The organism is Streptosporangium sp. NPDC050855 (assembly GCF_044456585.1).
GTDB lineage: Bacteria > Actinomycetota > Actinomycetes > Streptosporangiales > Streptosporangiaceae > Streptosporangium > Streptosporangium longisporum.
Genome location: NZ_JBITFY010000004.1, coordinates 85360 through 105976 on the forward strand (window position 1 = coordinate 85360; position 20617 = coordinate 105976).

At 71.2% G+C, this 20617-nt stretch carries 18 protein-coding genes; 5 read left to right on the forward strand and 13 right to left on the reverse strand.

Translation table 11 applies throughout. From position 1 onward, the window contains the following. Window positions 1–40: 40 nt before the first annotated feature. Genes ACIBCT_RS11160 through ACIBCT_RS11175 form a run of 4 tightly spaced genes read right to left on the reverse strand, consistent with a single transcriptional unit; the run spans window position 41 to window position 4617 of the window. Window positions 41–634: a GTP-binding protein gene (locus tag ACIBCT_RS11160; protein WP_399187259.1), complete on the reverse strand. Its 594-nt coding sequence runs from the start codon at window positions 632–634 to the stop codon at window positions 41–43. After that, the gene (locus ACIBCT_RS11165; RefSeq protein ID WP_399187261.1) at window positions 615–1073 is read right to left on the reverse strand and encodes a DUF742 domain-containing protein; all 459 of its coding nucleotides are present in this window, start codon (window positions 1071–1073) and stop codon (window positions 615–617) included. Before ACIBCT_RS11165 ends, ACIBCT_RS11160 begins: the two co-directional genes overlap by 20 nt. A gap of 24 nt (window positions 1074–1097) precedes the next feature. Continuing rightward, window positions 1098–1511 carry a roadblock/LC7 domain-containing protein gene (locus tag ACIBCT_RS11170; RefSeq protein WP_211263895.1) on the reverse strand — a complete coding sequence of 138 codons (414 nt, stop codon included), beginning with the start codon at window positions 1509–1511 and terminating at the stop codon, window positions 1098–1100. 43 nt (window positions 1512–1554) lie between these two features. Further along, window positions 1555–4617, reverse strand: coding sequence for a nitrate- and nitrite sensing domain-containing protein (locus ACIBCT_RS11175; protein ID WP_399187263.1), 3063 nt, complete (start codon window positions 4615–4617; stop codon window positions 1555–1557). Window positions 4618–5282: 665 nt separating this feature from the next. Between ACIBCT_RS11175 and ACIBCT_RS11180 the strand changes: the two genes are divergently transcribed. From ACIBCT_RS11180 to ACIBCT_RS11200, 5 genes are all read left to right on the forward strand, one after another. Continuing rightward, the gene (locus ACIBCT_RS11180) at window positions 5283–6269 is read left to right on the forward strand and encodes an ABC transporter substrate-binding protein (protein WP_399187265.1); all 987 of its coding nucleotides are present in this window, start codon (window positions 5283–5285) and stop codon (window positions 6267–6269) included. Next, the gene (locus ACIBCT_RS11185) at window positions 6266–7054 is read left to right on the forward strand and encodes an ABC transporter permease (protein WP_399187267.1); all 789 of its coding nucleotides are present in this window, start codon (window positions 6266–6268) and stop codon (window positions 7052–7054) included. The genes ACIBCT_RS11180 and ACIBCT_RS11185 overlap by 4 nt, the downstream gene beginning before the upstream one ends. After that, complete coding sequence (locus tag ACIBCT_RS11190) at window positions 7054–7845, forward strand: ABC transporter permease (RefSeq protein ID WP_399187269.1); 792 nt, start codon at window positions 7054–7056, stop codon at window positions 7843–7845. The genes ACIBCT_RS11185 and ACIBCT_RS11190 overlap by 1 nt, the downstream gene beginning before the upstream one ends. Before the next feature lie 9 nt (window positions 7846–7854). Further along, on the forward strand, window positions 7855–8637 hold the full coding sequence (locus ACIBCT_RS11195) for an ABC transporter ATP-binding protein (RefSeq protein WP_399187271.1): 783 nt from the start codon (window positions 7855–7857) through the stop codon (window positions 8635–8637). Window positions 8638–8814: 177 nt separating this feature from the next. Then, the gene (locus ACIBCT_RS11200) at window positions 8815–9819 is read left to right on the forward strand and encodes a methyltransferase (RefSeq protein ID WP_399187273.1); all 1005 of its coding nucleotides are present in this window, start codon (window positions 8815–8817) and stop codon (window positions 9817–9819) included. A gap of 79 nt (window positions 9820–9898) precedes the next feature. Here the strand turns inward: ACIBCT_RS11200 and ACIBCT_RS11205 are convergent, their stop codons facing one another. The 9 genes from ACIBCT_RS11205 to ACIBCT_RS11245 form a co-directional block, all read right to left on the reverse strand. Further along, window positions 9899–11299, reverse strand: a complete 1401-nt coding sequence (locus ACIBCT_RS11205; RefSeq protein WP_399187275.1) for a flavin-dependent oxidoreductase — start codon at window positions 11297–11299, stop codon at window positions 9899–9901. Next, entirely contained in the window at window positions 11296–12111 is an 816-nt protein-coding gene (locus tag ACIBCT_RS11210; protein WP_399187277.1) for an ABC transporter permease, read from the reverse strand. The genes ACIBCT_RS11205 and ACIBCT_RS11210 overlap by 4 nt, the downstream gene beginning before the upstream one ends. Continuing rightward, window positions 12108–12887 (reverse strand): ABC transporter permease, encoded by a 780-nt coding sequence (locus ACIBCT_RS11215; RefSeq protein WP_399187279.1) that lies wholly within the window; start codon window positions 12885–12887, stop codon window positions 12108–12110. The genes ACIBCT_RS11210 and ACIBCT_RS11215 overlap by 4 nt, the downstream gene beginning before the upstream one ends. Continuing rightward, window positions 12884–13858: an ABC transporter substrate-binding protein gene (locus ACIBCT_RS11220; protein WP_399187281.1), complete on the reverse strand. Its 975-nt coding sequence runs from the start codon at window positions 13856–13858 to the stop codon at window positions 12884–12886. The genes ACIBCT_RS11215 and ACIBCT_RS11220 overlap by 4 nt, the downstream gene beginning before the upstream one ends. 572 nt (window positions 13859–14430) lie before the next feature. After that, window positions 14431–14970, reverse strand: coding sequence for a GTP-binding protein (locus ACIBCT_RS11225; protein ID WP_399187283.1), 540 nt, complete (start codon window positions 14968–14970; stop codon window positions 14431–14433). A 7-nt stretch (window positions 14971–14977) separates the two neighbouring features. Continuing rightward, the gene (locus ACIBCT_RS11230) at window positions 14978–15388 is read right to left on the reverse strand and encodes a DUF742 domain-containing protein (protein WP_344888251.1); all 411 of its coding nucleotides are present in this window, start codon (window positions 15386–15388) and stop codon (window positions 14978–14980) included. Window positions 15389–15397: 9 nt separating this feature from the next. Continuing rightward, window positions 15398–15820: a roadblock/LC7 domain-containing protein gene (locus tag ACIBCT_RS11235; RefSeq protein WP_307562194.1), complete on the reverse strand. Its 423-nt coding sequence runs from the start codon at window positions 15818–15820 to the stop codon at window positions 15398–15400. Then, complete coding sequence (locus tag ACIBCT_RS11240; protein WP_399187285.1) at window positions 15817–19008, reverse strand: nitrate- and nitrite sensing domain-containing protein; 3192 nt, start codon at window positions 19006–19008, stop codon at window positions 15817–15819. Before ACIBCT_RS11240 ends, ACIBCT_RS11235 begins: the two co-directional genes overlap by 4 nt. 197 nt (window positions 19009–19205) lie before the next feature. Beyond that, complete coding sequence (locus tag ACIBCT_RS11245; protein ID WP_399187287.1) at window positions 19206–20615, reverse strand: aminobutyraldehyde dehydrogenase; 1410 nt, start codon at window positions 20613–20615, stop codon at window positions 19206–19208. Window positions 20616–20617 lie beyond the last annotated feature (2 nt).

Consider the following 20617-nt stretch of genomic DNA (forward strand, 5'->3'; position numbering starts at 1 on the left):
AGCCTATCCGCTGGGAGGTACGACTGACGCCCTCCTGGGGTCAGCGGCCCCAGCCGGGGACGGCCATCCGCACGGTGAGCGCGTGCTCGACCAGCGTGATGAGCGTGGCCTTGACCGCGTCGCGGGAGCGCGCGTCGGTGCGGGAGATGGGGATGTGCGGGGCCAGGGTCAGCGCCTCGCGTACCTCGTCCTCACCGTGCAGGTAGGTGCCGTCCCACCCGTTGACCGCCACGACGAAGGGGAGCTTGGCCTCCTCGAAGTAGTCGATCGCCGGGAAGCTGTCGGCCAGCCGCCGGGTGTCGACCAGCACGATCGCGCCGATCGCGCCGCGGACCAGGTCGTCCCACATGAACCAGAACCGGTGCTGGCCGGGCGTGCCGAACAGGTACAGGATCAGGTCGCGGTCCAGCGAGACGCGGCCGAAGTCCATCGCCACCGTGGTGGTGGTCTTGTTCGGCGTCAGCCCCAGGTCGTCGATCCCGGCGCTGGCGTCGGTCATGACCGCCTCGGTGGTCAGCGGCAGGATCTCCGAGACCGCTCCCACGAACGTGGTCTTGCCGACGCCGAACCCCCCCGCGACGACGATTTTCGTCGATGTCAGGCCGCCGCCGCGGCTAGAGCCTGCGAAGTCCACTGAGCACCCTTTCCAGCAGGTTGAGATCCGGCTTGCCCGCGTCCAGCTGCGGCTGGTGCAGCTGGACCAGACCCTCGGCGGCCATGTCGGCCACCAGGATCCGGGTCACGCCGAGCGGGATGCGGAGCATCGCGGAGATCTCAGCGACCGAACGCACTTGCCGGCACAGGGCGCTGATCGCCTGATACTCCGGGGTGCGGGTGGATAGATCGTGATGTACGGACGTCGCCGAGGAGACCAGGGCCTCCAGGGCGAGCTGGGTCCGGGGGGCGGTACGCCCCCCGGTCACCGCGTACGGACGGACCAGGGAGCTCTGCTCCGCCGGTGCCGGCTGCATGAGGTGTGACGGACCGCCCTGATGCCGGTGGGGGTCGTCCATTGATTGATAGGGGAACCCGCCGTGCGGGTCGCCCTCACCGGTCCAGCCGCGGCCTGCCACGGCAGCCTCCTAGCGTCGTCACCGTCACCGCGAATGGGAAGACTGCAGTTCCGCGCGCACGGCCGGGGTCAAGACCTGGCCGGCCCGCTCGACGAGCAGGGTCATCTGGTAGGCCACCAGGCCCATGTCGCAGTCGGCCGCGGCCAGCACGGCCAGACACGAGCCGTCGCTGATGGACATGATGAGGAGCAGCCCGCGCTGCATCTCCACCACGGTCTGGGTGACCGCACCGCCCTCGAACACCCGGGAGGCGCCCTGGGTCAGGCTGATCAGACCGGCCGCGACCGCGGCGAGCTGGTCGGCCCTGTCCCTGGGGAACCCGTCGGAATACGCCAACGGCAGACCGTCCGCCGACACCACGACCGTGTGCGCCACACCCGGGACGTTGTTCACAAAGTCGGTGATCAGCCAATTGACCCCCCGGGCGGCCTGGCTCATTTCGCGCACGTGTCATCCTCCTTGGCGACCATGATGAGCTCGCTCACCGGTCCTCCTTGTTTCCTTCGACGTCCCGGGTGAAGTCGGGATACGGCCGCCCGTCCCCTGTGGCCCCGCCCCTGGCGGCCGCCCGGCCCTGCCGTACTCCCTGCTGGAAGCTGGCCAGCCTGTTGCGCACCGCCTCTGGGGAGACGGTCGGCCTCAGGACGGGAGCTTGGGGGGCCGCACCCAGGTCGGGTGTGACCGTACCGGGCACCAGGTTCGCCTTGGGCACCCGCTTGGGCAGCCCGGAGCCGGTGATCCCGCCGAGGGAGGGGTCGCTGGCGGCCTTGGCCGCCTGCCAGCCGGCGTCGGCGGGCGAGGACCATCCGCTCGGCTGCGCCGGGGCTGCGGGCTGCGGGAGCTGGACGGTCTCCTGGGCCGAGGGGGCCGGCGCGGCCTCGGGGGCCTGGGCCGGCGGGGCCTCGGGGTGGTGTTCCTGGACCGCGGCGACCGGCTCGACCTTCTTGAACCAGTCGGACTCGACGGCCGCGAAGATCGGCAGGAACTCCTCCTTGGCCTCCTCCATGGGCGAGGAGTCGGGCACCACCGGCAGCGGGCCGGTGTTGTCGGCCGCATCGAAGGCGCGGCGCCCGAACGGCCCGGGGTCGCCGGTGGAGGGCCACCCTCCGGAGTCGCCGCCGCGCAGGGAGGAGTTCGACCAGACGTCGGAGCCGCCGTCCCTGTTCTGCCCGCCGGGCCAGACCGGGGCGTCGCCGCGTACCGGCGCGCCGGGACCGGCCGACCATCCGCCGGAGTCGGCGCGGGGGGCGCCCTGTCCCTGTCCCTGTCCCTGTCCCTGGCGCCAGGCCGAAGGGTCGGGCTGGGAGGTCTCGGGCCAGCCGGGGGCCGCAGGTCCGGTCCCGGGGGCCGGGGTCTGTCCCGGCCACGGGGTGTCGACGGGCGCCTGGCCGAACTGTCCCCCGCCGAACGGGGTCTGCGGGGCCTCGAAGGAGTTGAACTGCTGTCCCAGGTCGAGGGAGGCGAACGAGTTCTGGTGCGCGGCCTCGAACGAGGCGAAGGACGGCATCGGGGGGGCGGTGGGGCTGGCCATCACCGGTGCGCGGTCCATCGAGCCCATGGAGCCCATGGAAGCGCCCCAGTCGCCGCTCTGCGTCATGCCCGCGGGGGCGCCCGGGCGGGCGGTGACGGCGAGCAGGTTCTCCGGGAGCAGGACCATGGCGGTCAGGCCGCCGCTGTCCTGCTGCCTGAGCTGGACGCGGATGCCGTGGCGCAGGGCCAGTCGACCGACCACGAACAGTCCCATCCGGCGCGACACCGACACGTCCACCACCGGCGGGTTGGCCAGTCGCCAGTTCGCCTGGGCGAGTTCCTCGGCGGTCATGCCGATGCCGATGTCGGTCACCGAGACCATCACGCCGCCGCCGTCGATGCGGTTGCTGGAGACGATGACCTTGGTCTCCCGGGGGGAGAAGGAGATCGCGTTCTCCACGAGCTCCGCGATCAGGTGCACGACGTCGTTGACGGAGGTACCGGCCACGGACACGCCGGCGGACAGCTGCAGGTCGACCCGCTCGTAGTTCTCGACCTCCGACAGCGAGGCGCGGACCACGTCGATGAGCGGGACCGGCTGGCTCCACCGGCGCGCGGGTTCCTGGCCGGCGAGGACCAGGAGGTTCTCGGAGTTGCGGCGCATACGGGTGGCCAGGTGGTCCAGGCGGAAGAGGCTGCCGAGCCGGCCCTCGTCCTGCTCGCCCTGCTCCAGGCTCTCGATGAGGGAGAGCTGGCGCTCGACCAGGGTCTGGCTGCGCCGGGAGAGGTTGACGAACATCGCGTTGACGTTGCTCCGCAGCGTGGCCTCCTGGCCCGCCAGCCGTACGGCCTCGCGGTGGACCTCGTCGAAGGCCCGCGCCACCTCACCGATCTCGTCCTCGGAGGAGACGCCGATCGGCGTGATGTCGGTGGCCGAGACCTCGCCGGTCTCGCGCATCGTCTGGACGGTCTCGGGCAGGCGCTGCCCGGCGATGGACAGCGCCTCGGTGCGCAGCGTGCGCAGCGGCCTGACCAGCGACCGCGCCATGATCGCGGTGACGATCAGGACGAGGACGATCAGCAGGCCGATCAGCCCGGCGGCGATCAGCGCGCCGCGCTGCTCGGCGCTCTGCAGCACCTGGCTCTGGCCGATGAGGGTGGTGGCGACCTGCTTCTCGACCGTGCGCATCCGGCTGACGATGTCGCTGGAGACGTCGAACCACTGCGCCTGGTCGCTGGCCCTGCCGGCGGAGACGTCGACGTTCTGCAGAGGGACGATGTTGTTCAGGCCCATGAAGATGGCGCGGGCGCGCATGGCGGCCGCGCGGTCCTTCTTCTGGCTGCTGACCGTGTCGTCGTAGAGCTGGCGCTGGGCGACGGAGGCCTCGGTGCGGAAGGCGGCGAGCTCTCCCTCGAGCCGGGCGCGGGCGGCCAGCATGGCGTTCAGGCCCTCGGAGCCGAACTGCCCCGCGGCCAGCGCGATGGCGAGCTCGGCCCGTTCCCTGGACGCCTGTTCCTTGGCGCGGGCCAGCGAGCCGAAGGCGGCCGCGTTACCGGCGAGGTCCTGGTCGGAGATGCCCTGGATGATCTCGTCGTGCAGGGCCAGCAGGTCCGCGATCGTGCGGGAGTACATGTCGATCACGGGCTTGGCGGGCATCGCGCTGTTCGGCCCGGTCGCGGTCTCGCGCATGCTCTTGAACTCGGCGATGCGCCGGCGGATCTGGGTGAGCTCGGTCCTGCCCCGGCTGCCGAGGGACTCCAGCACGCCGCTGTCGAGGTTGACGGCGTCGACGCGGGTGGAGACCTCTCCGACGACCTCGTCCACGACCTCGTACTGCTTGCGGACGTTCGCCCTGCCGGTGCTCTGGCGGCCCTGGGCCGCGTGCCGCGCCGACAGGTCGCGTTCGAGCTGCAGCTCGTCGACCAGGCGGCTGAGGTCGTCGGCGAGCTGGGCGACGGTGTGCACCCGCTCGTACTCGCCGGCGGTGGTGAGCGAGGTGGTGACCCTCAGGCCGCCCAGCACGATCGCGGCGGCGGTGGGGATGACGATGAGCGCGATCAGCCTGGATCGCACCCGCCAGTTCCTGAGCGCGAACCTGCCGCGTCTCCGTGCGGGCCTGTCGGAATCGCTTCCCTCGGGGTCCGGGTCGGGGCCGCCCCGGGGCCCTGTCCCCCGGTTGGCGGATCCCAGGGCAGGTGCCAGCCCGGATTCGCGTTCGCTGGGGGTTGACGCTGTCCTCACTGGCCTCCGCTGCCTCTCCTCGGATCGTCTGCTTGGAGGGGATCGCGTCACGCAGTGATGTGCAAGTGACGCCGACGCATCCATGGGGTAGGGGTTATTGGAGCACAGCCGGATGAGATCGGCCAACAGCACATATCGCGCATCTCTCCATGAACGGGTACATAGCGCCCGCAACCGGGCAGCGCCACACCCCCCTATGACCACAAAATCCCACAAAGATGCGAAACAGCTTTCTTGACAACTTTCAACGCGCCCGCTAAGCCCTCCGCTGTTGTTGGTACGAGTGTGATGCGTGAGATGCATATGACCGCTTTGTGACTTAGGGACGATAGGGGCGAAAGGGGCGTTATTTATGATTTGACTGATCTACTCCGCTACTCTGATCCGCGGTCGGCATCCCCCCTCGACCGACATGCCTCCCGGGGCCTCCTTCATGTCGCCCGATGCGTTCCACGGCGAGTCCCGGACGGGGCGGTCAAACGCAGCTAAGGAGACCCATGAGGTTCAGACTTGCGAGCCGGGCCGTCATCGCGGGAGTCGCCGCGGCCCTGGCACTGAGCGCCTGCGGCGGTTCCGGCGAACCGGCCAAGACCGCCGCCGCGAACGCGAAGGGCCTGGAGAAGACCAGCATCAAGATCGGTGCGCTGCCCATCCCCGACTCGGCCTCGCTCTACATCGCCCAGAAGAGGGGCTTCTTCAAGGACGCTGGTCTGGACGTCACGATCGAGACCGTGGTCGGCGGGGCCCAGGCCCAGCAGGCCCTGCTCGGCGGCACCCTGGACGCCACCCAGACGAACTACGTGTCGACCTTCCTGGCCGTCTCCGCGGGCAACAAGCTGAAGATCATCGCCGACATGTACCAGGCGACCCCGAACTCCTTCAACATCATGGTGCCCAAGGGGTCCTCGATCACCTCGCCCGCCGGCCTCAAGGGCAAGAAGATCGCGGTCAACAGCAGGAAGAACATCGGCACCCTGGCGGTGACCTCGGTCCTCAAGACGCACGGGCTGAAGGAGAGCGACGTCTCCTTCGTGGAGTTCCCCTTCCCGGAGATGAGGACCCAGCTGGAGAACGGCACCGTCGACGCCGCCTGGATGACCGAGCCGCACCTGACCGCCGTGCAGAAGACCATCGGCGCCCAGAAGCTCGCCGACACGATGGTCGACTCCACCGCCGACTTCCCCATCGCCGGCGTGGTCGTCACCGAGAAGTTCGCCAACGACAACCCCAAGACCGTCGCCGCCTTCCAGGCCGCGATGGGCAAGGCCCAGCAGATCGCCGCCTCCGACCGCAAGGCGGTCGAGGAGGTCCTGCCGGACTACACCAAGATCGACGCCGCGACCGCGGCCGTGATCACCCTCGGGTCCTTCCCCACCAGCCTCGACGAGACCCGGCTGCAGCGGGTCGCCGACCTGATGGTCGAGCAGGGTTACCTGAAGGAGCCGATCCAGGCCAAGGTCATCCTCCCCGGAAACCCCGGGTGAGAACGTACCACCCGCTCGACAGCAAACTGCTCTGCGGCGCTCTCGGCGCCGCGGGGCTGTTCTGCGTCCTGGAGGCCGCCGGCCGGACCGGGCTCATCGACCCGGCCGCCTTCCCGCTGGCCTCCACCGTGCTGGGCCGGGCGGCGTCGCTCCTCACGGACGAGGCGTTCCTGTCCGACGTGGCCTCCACCCTCGGGGTGTGGGCCTCCGGCCTGCTGATCACCTTCGCGGTGGCCGTGCCCGCCGGGTTCCTGCTGGGCACCTCGTCCCAGGTGGAGAGGGCGTTGCGGCCCATCCTGGAGTTCCTCCGGCCGATCCCGTCGATCGCGCTGATCCCGCTGGCGCTCGCGGTGTTCTCCGAGAGATTCGACATGAAGGTCACCCTGGTCGTCTACGCGGCCACCTGGCCCGTCCTCATCAACACGATGTACGGCCTCAAGGACGTCGACCCGCTCGCCAAGGAGACGCTGCGCAGCTTCGGCTTCGGCAGGTCGGCCGTGCTGTGGCGGGTCTCGCTGCCGAGCACGGCACCGTTCATCGCCACCGGCGTCCGGCTGGCCTCGGCGATCGCGCTCATCGTGGCGATCAGCACGGAGCTGATCGGCGGCGGCAACGACGGCATCGGCAGCTACGTGCTGGAGAGCGCCGGCAGCGTGGACGCGGTGCAGTACGTCACCGCCGCGGCCATCTGGGCCGGGGTCATCGGGGTGCTCACCAACGGCCTGTTCGTGCTGGTGGAACGCCGGGTCTTCCGCTGGCACACCGCCCGTACGGAGGTGGTCTGATGAGCGGCGCGCTGCGCGCCGCCGCCCGGCTGTGGCCGGTGCCGGTGGCCCTGGTGCTGTGGGAGCTGGCCGCCCGCTCGGCCGAGGCGCTGACCTTCCCGCCTCCGTCGCAGATCGCCGCCAGCATGCACACCATGTGGCTGACCGGCCCTCCCGAGCGGCTGTGGCTCACCGACGCGGCGCTGACGAACATCCCGGTGAGCATCGGCCGGCTGCTGCTCGGATGGGTGCTGGCCGGGATCGCCGGGATCACCCTCGGGGTCGCGCTGGGCCGCTCCCCGCTGCTCTTCCGCTTCGTCGACCCCCTGATCCAGTTCGCCCGGGCCATCCCCCCGCCCATGCTGCTGGCGTTCTTCCTGGCGTTGTTCGCGATCGGCACCCGGATGCAGGTCAGCTTCATCGCGTTCGGCATCGTCTGGCCCGTCCTGATCAACGCCTCCGAGGGGGCCCGCCATGTCGACCGCCAGCACCTGGACACCGCCCGGGTCTTCGGGCTGTCCGGCCGCGAGCGCCTGTTCCGGGTCATCCTGCCCTCGGCCATGCCCAAGATCTTCGCCGGGCTGCGGGTCAGCCTGTCGCTGGCGCTGATCCTCATGGTGCTCTCCGAGCTGGTGGGCAGCGTCGACGGGATCGGCTTCCAGCTCCTGGACTCCCAGCGGTCGTACGACCTTCCGGGCGTGTGGGCGTCCATCGTGGTGCTCGGCGTCCTGGGATACGTCCTGAACTCGGCCTTCCTGGTGGCCGAGCGGCGTGTCCTGTCCTGGCACCGCTCCGCCAAGCAGACGACCTGAGGATCTGCCGTGCTTGAAATCACCAACCTGACCCACACCTACGGCAGCGGGCCGTCCGCCCACCACGCGCTGGGCGGCATCGACCTCAAGGTCGCCGAGGGCGAGCTGGTCTGCGTCGTCGGCCCGTCCGGGTGCGGCAAGTCCACCCTGCTGCGCTCCATCGCGGGGCTGCTCAAGCCCGGCGGCGGCCAGGTCGTCATCAACGGCACCCGCGTCGAGCGCACACCCGACAACCTGGCGGTGGTCTTCCAGGACTACAGCCGCTCGCTGTTCCCCTGGATGTCGGTGGCCGACAACGTCTCGCTCCCGCTGCGGCGCAGGGGGATGGACCGGCGGCAGCGCACCGGGACGGCGATGGAGGCACTGGCGCAGGTCGGCCTGGAGGGCGCCGCGGCCAAGTACCCCTGGCAGCTGTCGGGAGGCATGCAGCAACGGGTCTCCATCGCCCGTGCCCTGGCCTACCGTCCCGCCCTGCTGCTCATGGACGAGCCCTTCGGCTCGGTCGACGCCCAGACCCGCGAGGACCTCGAGGACCTCACCCTGCGGGTACGCGGCCTGCACAACATAACGATCCTGCTCATCACCCACGACATCGACGAGAGCGTCTACGTCGGCGACCGCGTCGTGGTCCTGTCCAAGGCCCCCGCCAGGATCGTCGGCGACCTGCGCGTGGACCTGCCCGGCCCCCGCGACCACATCACCACCCGCCAGCACCCCGCCTTCGTCCACCTCCGCGCCGAGGTCGGCCGCCTGGTACGCGGCATCCCGGCCCCGCCCGCCCCGGCCCCCTGACCCCCGGCCCCGGACCCCGGATCGCGACATCCCGATCCCGGGACCGGCGCCGTGAAGAGCACCCGCCGGAACCGGCGTGCCCCCCGCCCCGGGCACGCCGGCGTCCCGGCGTGGACGCCCGCCCCCTGGCGTGCCGGCCCCCTCACCCACCGGTACGCCGGAAAGAGAGGATCCTTCATGAGCAACCCACAGGCACCGGTCTGGGACGTGATCGGCGGCGTCTCCCGCTTCGCCGCCCTGGCGACGATGGCCGAGCTCGGCTGCGCCGACCACCTGCGCGACGGGCCCCTGGACGTCGACGAGCTCGCGCGGCGCTGCGGCGCCGACGCGCCCGCCCTCGGCAGGGTGCTGCGCGAGCTGGCCTCCATGGGCATCGTCGCGACGGTACGGCCCGGCGTGTACGAGCTGACCGAGGCCGGAGCCACCCTGCGCGACGACGTGCCGGGCTCGCTGCGCCCCGCGGTGCGGATGATCTCCGAGGAGGGCTTCTGGTACGGCATGGGCAAGGTCCCGCAGACCGCCCGTACCGGCAGGTCGGGGTTCGCCGAGCGGCACGGCCCGCTGTACGGCTACCTCAAGGCCAACCCCCGGGCCGGGGCCCTGTTCAACGACTACATGGTGGTCAGGGCCAGGCCCTTCGCGGACGCGGTGGCCGACCGCTACGACTTCTCCGGCGTGCGCACGCTGGTGGACGTGGCCGGCGGCAAGGGACACATCCTGGCCTCCGTCCTGAACAGGTATTCAAATGTGTCGGGCATTCTTTTCGACCAGGAACAGGTGGTCGACGACGCCAGGCGATTCTTCGCCGACACCTCTGTTGAAGACCGGTGCAGATTCGTCTCCGGCGATTTCTTCGTCTCTGTGCCCGAGGGCGCTGACGCCTATCTGTTGAGCAGCGTCATCCACAACTGGTCCGACGAGGACTCGGTGCGGATCCTTCGCAACGTCCGCAGGGCCGTCTCCGACGACGGCCGGGTGCTGCTGGTGGAGGCCGTGGTGCCCGAGGACGACCGGCCGCACATCAGCAAGGACATCGACATGCGCATGCTCGCCCTGTTCGGGGAGGGCATGGAGCGCAGCGCCTCGGAGTACGCCGCGCTGCTGGAGGCCTCCGGCTTCCGGCTCAGCCGGCAGGTGGAGCTGACCCAGGGGGCGTCCATCGTGGAGGCCCTGCCGGTGTGACGACCGGTGTGACGACCGGTGTGACGGCCGATGTGACGGCCGGGCCGGTGACGCGCTCCTCGCGCTCACCGGCCGCCCCCTACCCGGCACTGCGCCGGACGCTCCACGAGGGACGCGCGTTGAGGGCGCTCACGTCCACGTCGGTGATCCTCTGCTGGGCGGCCGCCATGTCCGCCAGCTCCCGGGGGGTGAGCACGTCGGCGATGTCGTCGAACCCGCCGGGCGCCCGCTCGGCGACCAGCGCGATGGTCCGCTCCATGGGCAGCTCCCGGTGGGCGAGCACCAGCCCGGTGGTGGCGGTCCTGCGCTCCTTCTCGTACGCGGCCAGTCCCGCGGCCGGATCGGCCGCCCCGGCCAGCTCCCTGGCCAGGACCCGGGCGTCCAGCACGGCCTGCGAGCCGCCGTTGGCGCCCACCGGGTACATCGGGTGCGCGGCGTCCCCCAGCAGGGTGACCCGGCCGGTCCCCCACTCCGGGAGCGGGTCCTTGTCCACCATGGGGTACTCCAGGATCCGTTCCGAGGCGGAGACGAGCGCGGGCACGTCCAGGTAGGGCAGCCTCCAGCCGTCGAAGTGCGGGAGCACGTCCCGCAGGCGGCCGGGCCTGGACCAGTCGGCGGCCGGGACGGGGCCGGGCCCGGCGGTGACCACCTCGGCCACCCAGTTGATCAGCGCTCGTCCCCGAGGCCGCGCCGAGACGGGATAGGCCACGAACTTGGCCGACAGGTTGGAGCCCGCGACGACCATCGTGGTGCCGTCGAGAAAGGGCTCCGCCTCGGCCGTTCCCCGCCACATCCGGATCCCGTTCCACAGCAGCGGCCCGTCGCCGGGGTGCAGCCGGGCACGCACGGTCGAGTGGATGCCGTCGGCGCCCACGAGGACGTCGGCCCTCTCCGTCAGGCGCTCGCCGGTCCGCACGTCGCGCAGCCACGCCGTGACACCGCCGACCCCGGCCTCACTTCGCCCGGAGTCCCGCCCGGAGCCCTGCTCGAAGCCCTGCTCGAAGCCCCGGCCGGAGCCCTGGCCGGGGTTCCGCTCCGCGGCCCGCCCGGGGTCCTGCTCGAAGTCCTCCAGCCGCAGCCCGGTCCTGACGGCGCCGGCGCCGAGCCGCTCACGCACCGCGGACAGGAGCAGCATCTGCAGCTCACCGCGGTGAACGGAGTACTGGGGCCAGTCGTACCCGGCTGCCCTTCCGCGCGGCATCGACAGGATCGTCCCGCCGAACCTGTCCGTGAACCTCATGGAGCTCGTCGGGACGCCGAGCCGCGCGAGCTCGTCCCCCAGGCCGAGCTCGGTCAGCTCCCGGACGGCGTGGGGTTGCAGGTTGATGCCCACCCCGAGCGGGCGCAGCTCCGCGGCCGACTCGGCGACTGCGCAGCCGATACCGGCGGCGTGAAGGCTCAGGGCGGCGGTGAGCCCCCCGACGCCCCCTCCGATGATCAGTACTCGCATGGCGTCCTCGATGTCCGTCGGGGGGTTCACGTCGCGCTCCGCGCGTTCAGATGCCACCTGAGCAGCCGCCTCTCCACCGCCACGAAGACGGCGTTGAGCAGGTATCCCAGGACGCCCAGGATCACGATCCCCGCCCACATCTCGGGCAGTTCGAAGCTGCGCTGGGCGCCGATGAGAAGCGAGCCGATGCCCACGGTGCTCCCGATGAGCTCGGACAGGACCATCAGGATCAGGGCGAGGCCCAGGCTGATCCGGAGCCCGGCCACGATCTTGGGGGCCGCGCCGGGGACGACGATCCACAGCAGCCTCCGGACCCCCCGCACCCCGAAGACCTCGGCGCTGTCCAGATGGAGCGGCTCCACCGTACGGACGCCGTCGATGGTGTTGAGCAGCACCGGCCAGACGACCCCGGAGACGATGGTCGCCACCTGCATCGGCGTCCCGAGCTGGAACGCCACGATGTAGAAGGAGATCAGGGTGGGCGGCGGAACCGCCCGGCCGAAGTGGATCATGGGCTCCACGTAGTCGGCCAGCGTGCGCGACAGGCCCAGCGCGATGCCGGCGGCGACCCCCGCGAGACCGGCGAGCGCCCAGCCTCCGAAAAGGTTGAACAGGCTGTGCCCGAAGTCGTCCAGCGCGTCCTGGGTGAGGAACAGCCGGCTCGCCGGACCGGAGAACCACAGCTCGTACATCGTGGCGACGATCCGCGACGGCGGCGGGAAGTAGCTCTCCCGGGCGAGCCGGGTGGCCGCCTCCCAGAGCGCGGCCAGCACGGCCGCGAGCCAGAGCCGGGACACCGCCCCGGTGACGACGTCGCGCACCGCCGCACCGGCCCGGCTCATCGTGCCGCCCCTTCGAGGCGCGCGAAGTGCCAGCGGAAGACGCCGCGCTCCAGGCGGACCAGCAGCGCGTTGACGACGAGACCGAGCGCTCCCGCCCAGACCGCACCGGCCAGTATCACGTCGGTGTTGCCCCCGGAGCTGCCCGCGGCGATCAGGAAGACGCCCAGGCCGCTCGCGCCACCGCTCAGCAGTTCGGCGCTCACGACCACGACCAGCCCGATGCCCGCGGAGACGCGCACCCCGGTCGCCACGAACGGCGCCGCGCTGGGCAGCGAGACCCGCCAGAGCACGGCCAGGGGACCGAAACCGAAACTGCGCAGCGCGTCCTTCGCCACGGGATCCACGTCCCGGAGCGCGTAGAGCGTGTTGAGCAGGACGGGCCAGGAGGCCGCGTAGAGGATCAGGGAGACCTTCATCTCGGTCTCCGCCCCGAACAGCAGGATCGCCAGCGGGATCAGCGCCACCGAGGGGATCGGGCGGAGGAACTCCACCACGACCCGGCTCGGCGCGCTGAGCCAGGGAACCGATCCGAGCACCACGCCGGCGACGACCGCCACGACGACGGCCAGGGCCAGCCCGGTCAGCCAGGCCAGGACCGTGTCCGCCACACCGGCGAGGAACACCGGGTCCCCCGCCAGCGTGACGGACCGCAGCAGCACGGCGGAGACCGGCGGGACGACCTCCGGGTCGGCGACCCCCAGCCGGACGACCGCCTCGGCCAGGCCCGTCGCCGCCAAGGCCCCGATCACCCCCCGGACGACGCGGGTCCTGTTCATGTGCCGGTGGCGATGAGGTCCCGCACGTCGAGCGTCTCGCCGAGGAGGCCGGACTCGCGCATGGTGTCGGCGACCCGCTGGAGGTCGGTGGCCTTCAGCGTGGCGGGGAAGCCTCCGATGGCGAGGCCTGCCGCCGCGTCCGCGGTGATGGTGGTGTACTTCGGGATGATCGCGACCACGTTCGCCCGGTCGGCCGCGAGCGCCTTGGCCTCCGCCATCGCCTGCTGGAACGCCGCCACGGTTCTCGGGTTCGCCGCGGCGAACTCCGAGGTCACCGCGTAGCCGGCGATCGGGAAGTCCGCGGTCGGGCCCTGGGAGAGGTCCCACAGGAGCCGGGCGCCGGTGGACCGGCCGATGAAGGTGCCGAACGGCTCCACGACCACGATCGCGTCGGCCGTGCCGGCCTTCAGCACGCCCTCCATCTCCGGGAAGGGGAACTCCACGAAGCTCTCGTCCTCGTCCAGCTCGACGCCGTGCGCCTTGGCGGCCACGCGGGCCAGCATCGTGCCGATGTTGCGCTTGGTGTTGATCGCGAGGGTCCTGCCCTTGAGGTCGGCCATGGTCCGGATCGGGCTGTCCTTGGCGACCATGATCGTGTGCGTCCCGGGAGCGCTCCGGAAGCCGTCGGAGACGATCTTGAGGTCGACGACGCCCTTGGCGTGGGCGCTGAAGAAGGAGACGTAGTTGCCGAAGCTGATGTCCAGGCTGCCGCCCTTGAGCTTCGGGACGGCCTCCGCGCCACCCGCCAGGGTGCTCAGCGTGACGTCGAGACCCTGCTTCCTGAACAGCCCCCTGTCCAGCGCGATCTGCAGCGGGGCCGTGTCGACGACCGGCATCGTGCCGACGTTGATCCTGGTCTTCTCGGGGCCGGAGGCGCCCGCGGCCCCGGCGGGCTCCCTGGCGCCGCCGCATCCGGTGACCGCGACGAGTACCAGCGCCGAAATACCGGCAATGAACGCACGTGATCTCATGGATCCCCCCGGGACGCACGGCGTGAGGGAGCCGTGCTCCACCCGAGAATGGCAGAATTCCATGCACGTGCATAGCTATTTTACTGCCATCGTCAACGCCGAATGTCCGATCAAGAACACCGTCCGCGACAGGTTACGGGAGAGACAACCGGGCATGGGCACCACAGGATGCCATGGGTCCCACAGGACTTCCCGCGTCCCCTCGGGAGAAAGCACGGCCCTTGGGCGAAAGCGCGGCCCCTCGGGCGAAAGCGCGATCCCTTCGGCGAAGCGCGGCCCGGAAAGGGCGCCTTTCAGGCGCGATTCGTCCGGGCGCGGTGACACCGATGGCGCGAACGGCGCCGGGACAGAACATTCGCCGCCACGTACGGATATGAACCGGGCACGGGGACGGCGTTTATTATCAGGTGCCCTATCCCGATATAAGTGACGCGTTTATCGGCCGTCCTCCGCCGCGCCGGACACGGCTCGCGTCCGGCGCGCGGCCGGCCTGCTCGCCGCCTCACGACCGTCTCGCCCGTGGGAACGACCGGGACCCCGTCCCGGGAAGGACGGGGCCCCGCGCCGGGGTGTCAGACCCGGAGTGTGAGGACGTGCTCGACCAGGGCGATCAGGGTCGACTTCACCGCGTCACGGGATCGGGCGTCGGTCCGCACGATGGGGATGTGCGGGGAGATCGTCAGGGCCTCCCGCACCTCCTCCTCGCCGTGGATGTGCGATCCGCCGAACCCGTTGAGGGCCACGACGAACGGCAGGCCTGCCTCCTCGAAGTAGTCGATCGCCGGGAAGCTGTCGGCCAGCCGCCGGGTGTCGACCAGCACGATCGCGCCGATCGCGCCCTTGACGAGGTCGTCCCACATGAACCAGAACCGGTGCTGACCCGGCGTACCGAACAGGTACAGGATCAGGTCGCGGTCCAGCGAGACCCGGCCGAAGTCCATGGCCACCGTGGTGGTCCGCTTCGACGGTATGTGCGAGAGGTCGTCGACGTCCGCACTGGCCTCTGTCATCACCGCTTCCGTGGTCAACGGCATGATCTCGGAGACCGCACCGACAAAGGTCGTCTTGCCGACACCGAAACCGCCGGCGACGACGATCTTCGTCGACGTCATTCCGGCGTCAGAGCCTGCGAAGCCCACTGAGCACCCTTTCAAGCAGATTGAGATCCGGCTTACCCGCATCCAGTGACGGCTGGTGAATCTGCACCAGGCCCTCGGCCGCCATGTCCGCGATCAGCACCCGGGTCACGCCGAGCGGCATGCGCAACAGGGCGGAGAGCTCGGCGACCGAGCGCACCTGCCGGGACAGCGAGATGATCGCCTGATATTCCGTGGAGAGCGTGGAGAGTGTGGCGGGATCCACGCTCGCGAACGTCGCCGAGGAGACCAGAGCCTCGAGAGCGAGCTGCATCCGGGGGGCGGTCCTGCCCCCGGTCACAGCGTACGGGCGAATCAGTCGATCTCGCCCGCTCTTGGCCTGAGGCGTGCTCAGGGGGTCGTCCCCCGGCCCACGCCAACCTGGTGCGTCCATATCACCCCCCTATCGCTGTACCGACTGCAGCTCGGCACGGAGAGCAGGCGTGAGCGCCTGACCGGCACGTTCTGCGAGCAGGGTCATCTGGTAGGCCACGAGGCCCATGTCGCAGTCCGGCGAGGCCAGGACGGCCAGCGCGGAACCGTCGCTGATCGACATCGTCAGCAGGAGACCCCGCTGCATCTCGATCACCGTCTGTGCCACGGGCCCGCCCTCGAACACGCGGGAGGCACCCTGGGTGAGGCTGATCAGTCCGGCCGTGATCGCGGCGAGCTGGTCGGCGCGGTCCCGGGGGAAGCCCTGGGAGTAGGCCAGCGGAAGCCCGTCCGCGGAGACGATCACCGCGTGCGCCACCCCCGGCATCTCCTTGACGAACTCGGTGATCAGCCAGTTGAAGCCGCGGGCGGCCTGGCTGAGTTGGTTGTTCACTGCTGGTTCTCTCCCTCGACGGCGTTGGCGCGCTCACTCATCTCGGCGCGTCCCTGCCGTACGCCTTGCTGGAAACTGGACAGACGGCTGCGCACGCGCTCGGCCGATATCGGCGGCATCGGCGCGGCGGGCGCCGGCGCGGCCGTCGAGGCGGACCCCGGGACGAGGTTGGCCTTGGGCACCCGCTTGGGCAGGCCCGCCCCGGTCACCCCGCCCTCCACGGGCTTCTTGGCGACCTCGGCGGCCGCCCACCCCTGGTCGGAGGGGCTGCTCCACGGCTGCCTGCCGGTGGGTGCGGCACCGAGCGGATCGGCCTGCCGCGGGGCCTGCTGGGAGGCGACCTGCTGCGGGGCCTGCGACGGCTGCTGGACCTGCCGGGGCTGGCGCTGCGGAAGCGGCCGGCCCTGCTCGGGCTGCGGGGAGGAGTGCGAGATCTGCGGGATGTTCTGGGTCTCCAGTCCCTGCGGGCCCCGCCTGACCCGCTGCTCCAGCGGCCGCGGCCTGCTCTCGGCGGCGGACCTGGCCGCGGGCTGTGCGGCGTGTTCGGTGTCGGACCGGTCCGGCTCGCCCTCGCCGTCGTGGTTCTGCTCCGCCTCGGAGGCGGCCTGCTGGGCGGTACGGAACCAGTCGGACCCCACCGCCGCGAAGATCGGCAGGAACTCCTCGGGTTCGGGCTCGGTCGGGGAGTAGTCCACCGCGGGCAGGGCCTGGGTGCTGTCCATCGGTTCGGGCCGCCGGCCCGCCCACGGGTCGGCCGAGGACGGCTCCGGCCAGGCCGAGGGGAACGACGGCGCCGGGGTCGGCGCCAGCGGCGACGACCACAGGTCCTCCACCGCGGAGGCCGACACCACCGGCTCCGACCACAGGTCCGCCGACGTCTGGCCCGGGGCGGGCGCCGGTGCGGGCTGCCCGGGCCCGCCCTGCGCCCGGCCCGCGCCCGCGAACGGGCCCGCGCCGGGCGCGGAGGCGAACGGGTCGTTGGCGGAGGCGAACGGGTCGGGATTCGCCGAGGCGAACGACCCGGCGTTCTGCGCCGAGGCGAACGGGTCGGGGTTCACGGAGGCGAACGACCCGGCGTTCTGCGGTGCGGCGAACGGGTCGGGGTTCTGCGCCGCGGCGAACGGGTCGGGACGCTGGGCCGAGCCGAACGAGTCCTGCCGCTGCGACGTGCCGAACGGGTCGGGGTTCATCGAGGCGAACGGTCCCGCGGTGGGGGCGGACCCGAACGGGACGCCGGACCCGCCGAAGGAGCCGGACGGCATGCCCTGCCCCGCCATGGCCAGCTCCGGCGTCGCGGTGGCCTGGGCCACCACCTGTGCCGGCAGCAGCACGACCGCGCTCAGACCGCCGGTGTCCGGCCTTCTGAGCTGGACCCGGATGCCGTGGCGCATGGCCAGGCGGCCGACCACGAACAGGCCCATCCGCCGGGAGACCGACAGGTCCACCGCGGGGGGCTCGGCCAGCCGCCGGTTGGCCTCGGCCAGTTCCTCGTCGCTCATGCCGATGCCGGAGTCGGTGACCGCCAGGATGACGGCGCCCATCTCGTTGCCGTTGCTGGTCACCGTGATCTTGGTGTCCTGCGGCGAGAAGAAGATCGCGTTCTCCACCAGCTCCGCGACCAGGTGGACGATGTCGTTGACGGCCTGACCGATGATCAGGGTGCCCGACTCGACCCGGAGGTTGACCCGCTCGTAGTTCTCGACCTCCGACAGCGAGGCGCGGACCACGTCGCTGAGCGGGACCGGCTCGCTCCACCGGCGGTTCTGCTCCTGGCCGGCGAGGACCAGGAGGTTCTCGGAGTTGCGGCGCATGCGGGTGGCCAGGTGGTCCAGCTTGAACAGGCTGCCCAGCCGGCCCTCGTCCTGCTCGCCCTGCTCCAGGTCGTCGATGAGGTCGATCTGGCGTTCCACCAGCGACTGGGTGCGCCGGGAGAGGTTGACGAACATCGCGTTGATGTTGCTGCGCAGGCGGGCCTCGTCGCCCGCCAGCCGGATGGCCTCGCGGTGGACCTCGTCGAAGGCCCGGGCCACCTCCCCGATCTCGTCGCGGGAGGCCACCCCGATGGAGGGCACCTCGATGTCGGGGGCGTGGTCGCCCGACTCGCGCAGCACCCGGACGGTCTCGGGGAGCCGGCTGCCGGCCACCTCGAGCGCCTCGCTGCGCAGCTTGCGCAGCGGCCGGACGAGCGTGCCGGCCACCCAGGCGGTGATGAGCAGGATCAGCACCAGCAGGACCAGGATCGCGGCGCCGGAGATGATGGCGCTGCGCTGCTCGGCGCTCTCCATCTCCTGGCTGCGGGCCACCACCGCGGCGCTCAGGCCGCGCTCGACGGTCCGCATGCCGTTCACCTCGGCCGAGACGGCGTTGTACCAGGTCTCCGCGCTTCTGTTCCAGTTGATCCCGACCCGCTCCAGCGGCTTGTTCTCCCGCATGAGCGACATGACCAGGGTGCGGATGGCATTGGCCTGGATGATCTGCGAGCCGCCGACCACCTCGCCGAACTGCTCGATCTGGCCGGCGGAGGCGGTCGCCCGGAAGGCGTTCTCCTCGCTCTGCTGGCTGCGGTACGCGCCCAGCAGGTCGGCCGGGTCGTCGAAGTCGAACTTGCGGTCCAGGAAGCTGACCAGCAGGGTGCCCCGCTGCCGGGCGACCTGCTCCTTGGCCCGGCTCAGCGCGCCCAGCGCGAGCGCGTCACCGATGAGGCGCTCGTCGCCGCCGCTGCGGCCGAGGTCGTCGTGCAGGGTGATGAAGTCGGCGATCATCCGGCTGTACATGCCGAGGACCGCACGCGGCAGCACCCTGTCGTTGGTCATCAGCCTGCGCAGGCCGGGAAGACCGTCGAGCCAGCGGCGGACCTGGGCGGTCTCGGTACGGATGCGGGCCGCCTGGGACTGGTCGAGGGCCTCGACCGCCTCGACGACCTCGTCGGCGCTGCGGTCGACCACCTCGCGCTGCTCCCTGACCTGAGCGAGCCGGGCACGGGTGCCGCTGGCGATGTACCAGGCGGTGCGGTCGCGTTCCTCGGCCATCTCGTGCGAGAGCGTGCCGAGCGACTGGACCAGCGAGGCGACCTCGCTCATCCGTCGGTACTCCCCTGCCGTGGACAGGGCGGTGGTCAGCTGGAGGCCGGTGAGCAGTACGGCGGCGGCGGTCGGGAGCAGGATCAGCGCGACCAGACGGGGACGCACGCGCCAGTTCGCCGGCAGAAGGCGGCTGCCCACTCCTGACGTCCGGTGGTTCCGGCGGTCTTGTGTCATCACTGGCCTACGTAACCCCTCGCCGGATTTGGAAGCGGCGGAAGCAATTTGAGCACATCCTTTATGTCACTTCGAATGGAGTAAATGCCGACAGACTCCCACAAAAAGGATCTATCGGTGCAAAAATCTCAGGCGGGCCGGAAGGAATCCCTCACCTCCGGAGCCTGGTGCTTGATCATCAGATGGCGGGTCACGGAGTACTCCCCGACCGCCTCCTGGCTCATGTCCTTGCCGAAGCCGCTGCCCTTGACCCCTCCGTGCGGCGCCTCCGAGGCGATGGGCAGGTGGTCGTTCACCCAGGTCACGCCCACGTCCAGGCGGTGCGAGACGCGCAGCGCCCTGGCCACGTCCCCCGACCAGACCGAGGAGGCCAGCCCGTAGGGGACGTCGTTGGCCAGCCGCACCGCCTCGTCCTCGCCGTCGAAGGGCAGGGCGACCAGGACCGGGCCGAAAAGCTCGCCCTGGACCACCTCGCTCCTCTGGTCGGCACCGGCGATCAGCGTGGGCGGGTAGTAGAAACCGGGCCCCTCACCGGGCACGCCCCCGCACAGCACCGAGGCGCCGTACGCGAGGGAGCGCTCGACGAACCCGTGCACGCGCTCGCGGTGACCGGCCGAGATCAGCGGCCCGATGTCGGAGGCCGGGTCCCAGGGGTCGCCCGGCCGGACGCGCTCCAGCGTCGCGCGCAGCGCGTCGACCGCCTCGTCGTACACCCCGCGGGAGATGTAGACGCGGGTCGCGGCCGTGCAGTCCTGCCCGGTGTTGTAGGTGGCGCCCATCGCCACGCCCGTGGCCATCGCGTCCAGGTCGGCGTCGTCGAAGACCAGCGCCGGCGCCTTCCCGCCGAGCTCCAGGTGGACCCGCTTCAGCGAGCCCGCGGCGCCGCGCATCACGGCGCGTCCGGTCTCGGTGGAGCCGGTGACGCTCACCATGTCCACGCCCGGGTCGGTGACCAGCGCCTGGCCCACCTCGCCGTCGCCCAGCACGACCTGGAACAGTCCGTCCGGCGCCCCGGCGCGGGCGAACAGCTCCGCCAGCCTCAGCGTGGTGCCGGGCGTCTGCGGGGCGGGCTTGACGATCACGGCGTTCCCGGCGGCGAGCGCCGGGCCGGCCTTCCACACCGCCATCACCAGGGGGAAGTTCCACGGGGCGATCGAACCCACGACGCCGACCGGGCGGCGCACCATGACCGAGGTGTACCCGGCGCTGAACACGCCCGCGCCGGTGCCGTCCAGCGAGCGGGCCGCACCGGCGAAGAAGCGGAGGTTGTCCGCGGCGAACGGCAGCTCGCCGTCGCGGAAGACCGCGGCGGGCTTGCCGGTCTCGGCGACCTCCAGCCGGGTGAGCTCCTCGGCGTCGGCCTCGACCAGGTCGGCGAAGCGCAGCAGCACCCTGGCCCGCTCGGCCGGGATCGCGGCACCCCACTCCTCGAACGCGGCCCGCGCCCGCCGCACCGCGGCCGGCACCTCGGCGACCGGGGTGTCGGCCGGCCGCGCCAGGGACTCGCCGGTCGCCGGGTTGATCAGTGTGCTGCCCATGG